Here is a 778-nt window from a genome sequence, read left to right as displayed (position 1 = left end):
CCAGCTGTTCGTACTTCAGCGAGTGGTCGTAGTGATAGCGGCGAATGCGATTGCCGATCGAAACCACCTCCTTGTAGCTCGGCGCATGCTCGGGCAGCAGGCGCTTGTTGAAGCGCCCGATGTCCTTTGCCTGATGGTTCTTCTCGACTTCTTCGGTCGCTTTCACATCGAAGCAGCGCGCCTGCCAGGCGGATACCGTGACGGCCGACAGCATGACGCGGGATTTCAGTTCAGTGATGTTCATGGAAAACTCCAGAATAGAAAGGGATTGGATTGAGCAGAGAGAAAAAAGCCACGGCGCGCGAGGCGGGCCGTGGCAGAACGAACAACGGATGAAGCAACAGGCAACAGGTAGCGGGGCTTACTCGCCTCGGATGATTTTTCCGATCTCGCCACCCTGCGCGCGGATGAACGCATGGGTGCCCGCCAGTTCGGGCTTGCGACGCACGGCGTCACGCGCGAGGAGCGCACCGAATTCACGGTGGCCTACGTCGATCAGCCGCTGGTTGTAGGTCAGCACCCGCTCGAAGTTTCCTTCGGTCGAGTGCGCTGCCAGCGCCGAACTGACCGCGTACAGCGCGGCCGGGGTCTCAGGGATCGGCGCCGTGTCCGGCGACAGGATGATGGCGTCCGGCGACGGCAGCTCGCGGTAGATGGCAAGAAAGCTCATCAGTTCGGTCGCTGCAGCCTCGCCCACCGAACCCGCGTAGGAGACCAGCTCGAGCGACTTCGGCACGACCGGCATCGTCTTCGCGACGAATCCCCATGTTCGGGGGCG

2 pseudogenes are annotated in these 778 nt (G+C 62.1%); both read right to left on the bottom strand.

Annotated elements, in window-relative coordinates:
• Positions 1-244, bottom strand: a pseudogene (locus AB3X89_RS40030) (hypothetical protein); the annotation flags it as partial.
• A 117-nt stretch (positions 245-361) separates the two neighbouring features.
• Positions 362-778 (bottom strand): annotated as a pseudogene (locus tag AB3X89_RS40025) (ATP-binding protein); the annotation flags it as partial.

This window comes from Paraburkholderia sp. BR14320 (assembly GCF_040948665.1).
Lineage (GTDB): Bacteria > Pseudomonadota > Gammaproteobacteria > Burkholderiales > Burkholderiaceae > Paraburkholderia > Paraburkholderia youngii.
Note: the sequence above shows the minus strand (reverse complement) of the source record. Positions and strands in the feature narration are given on the sequence as shown.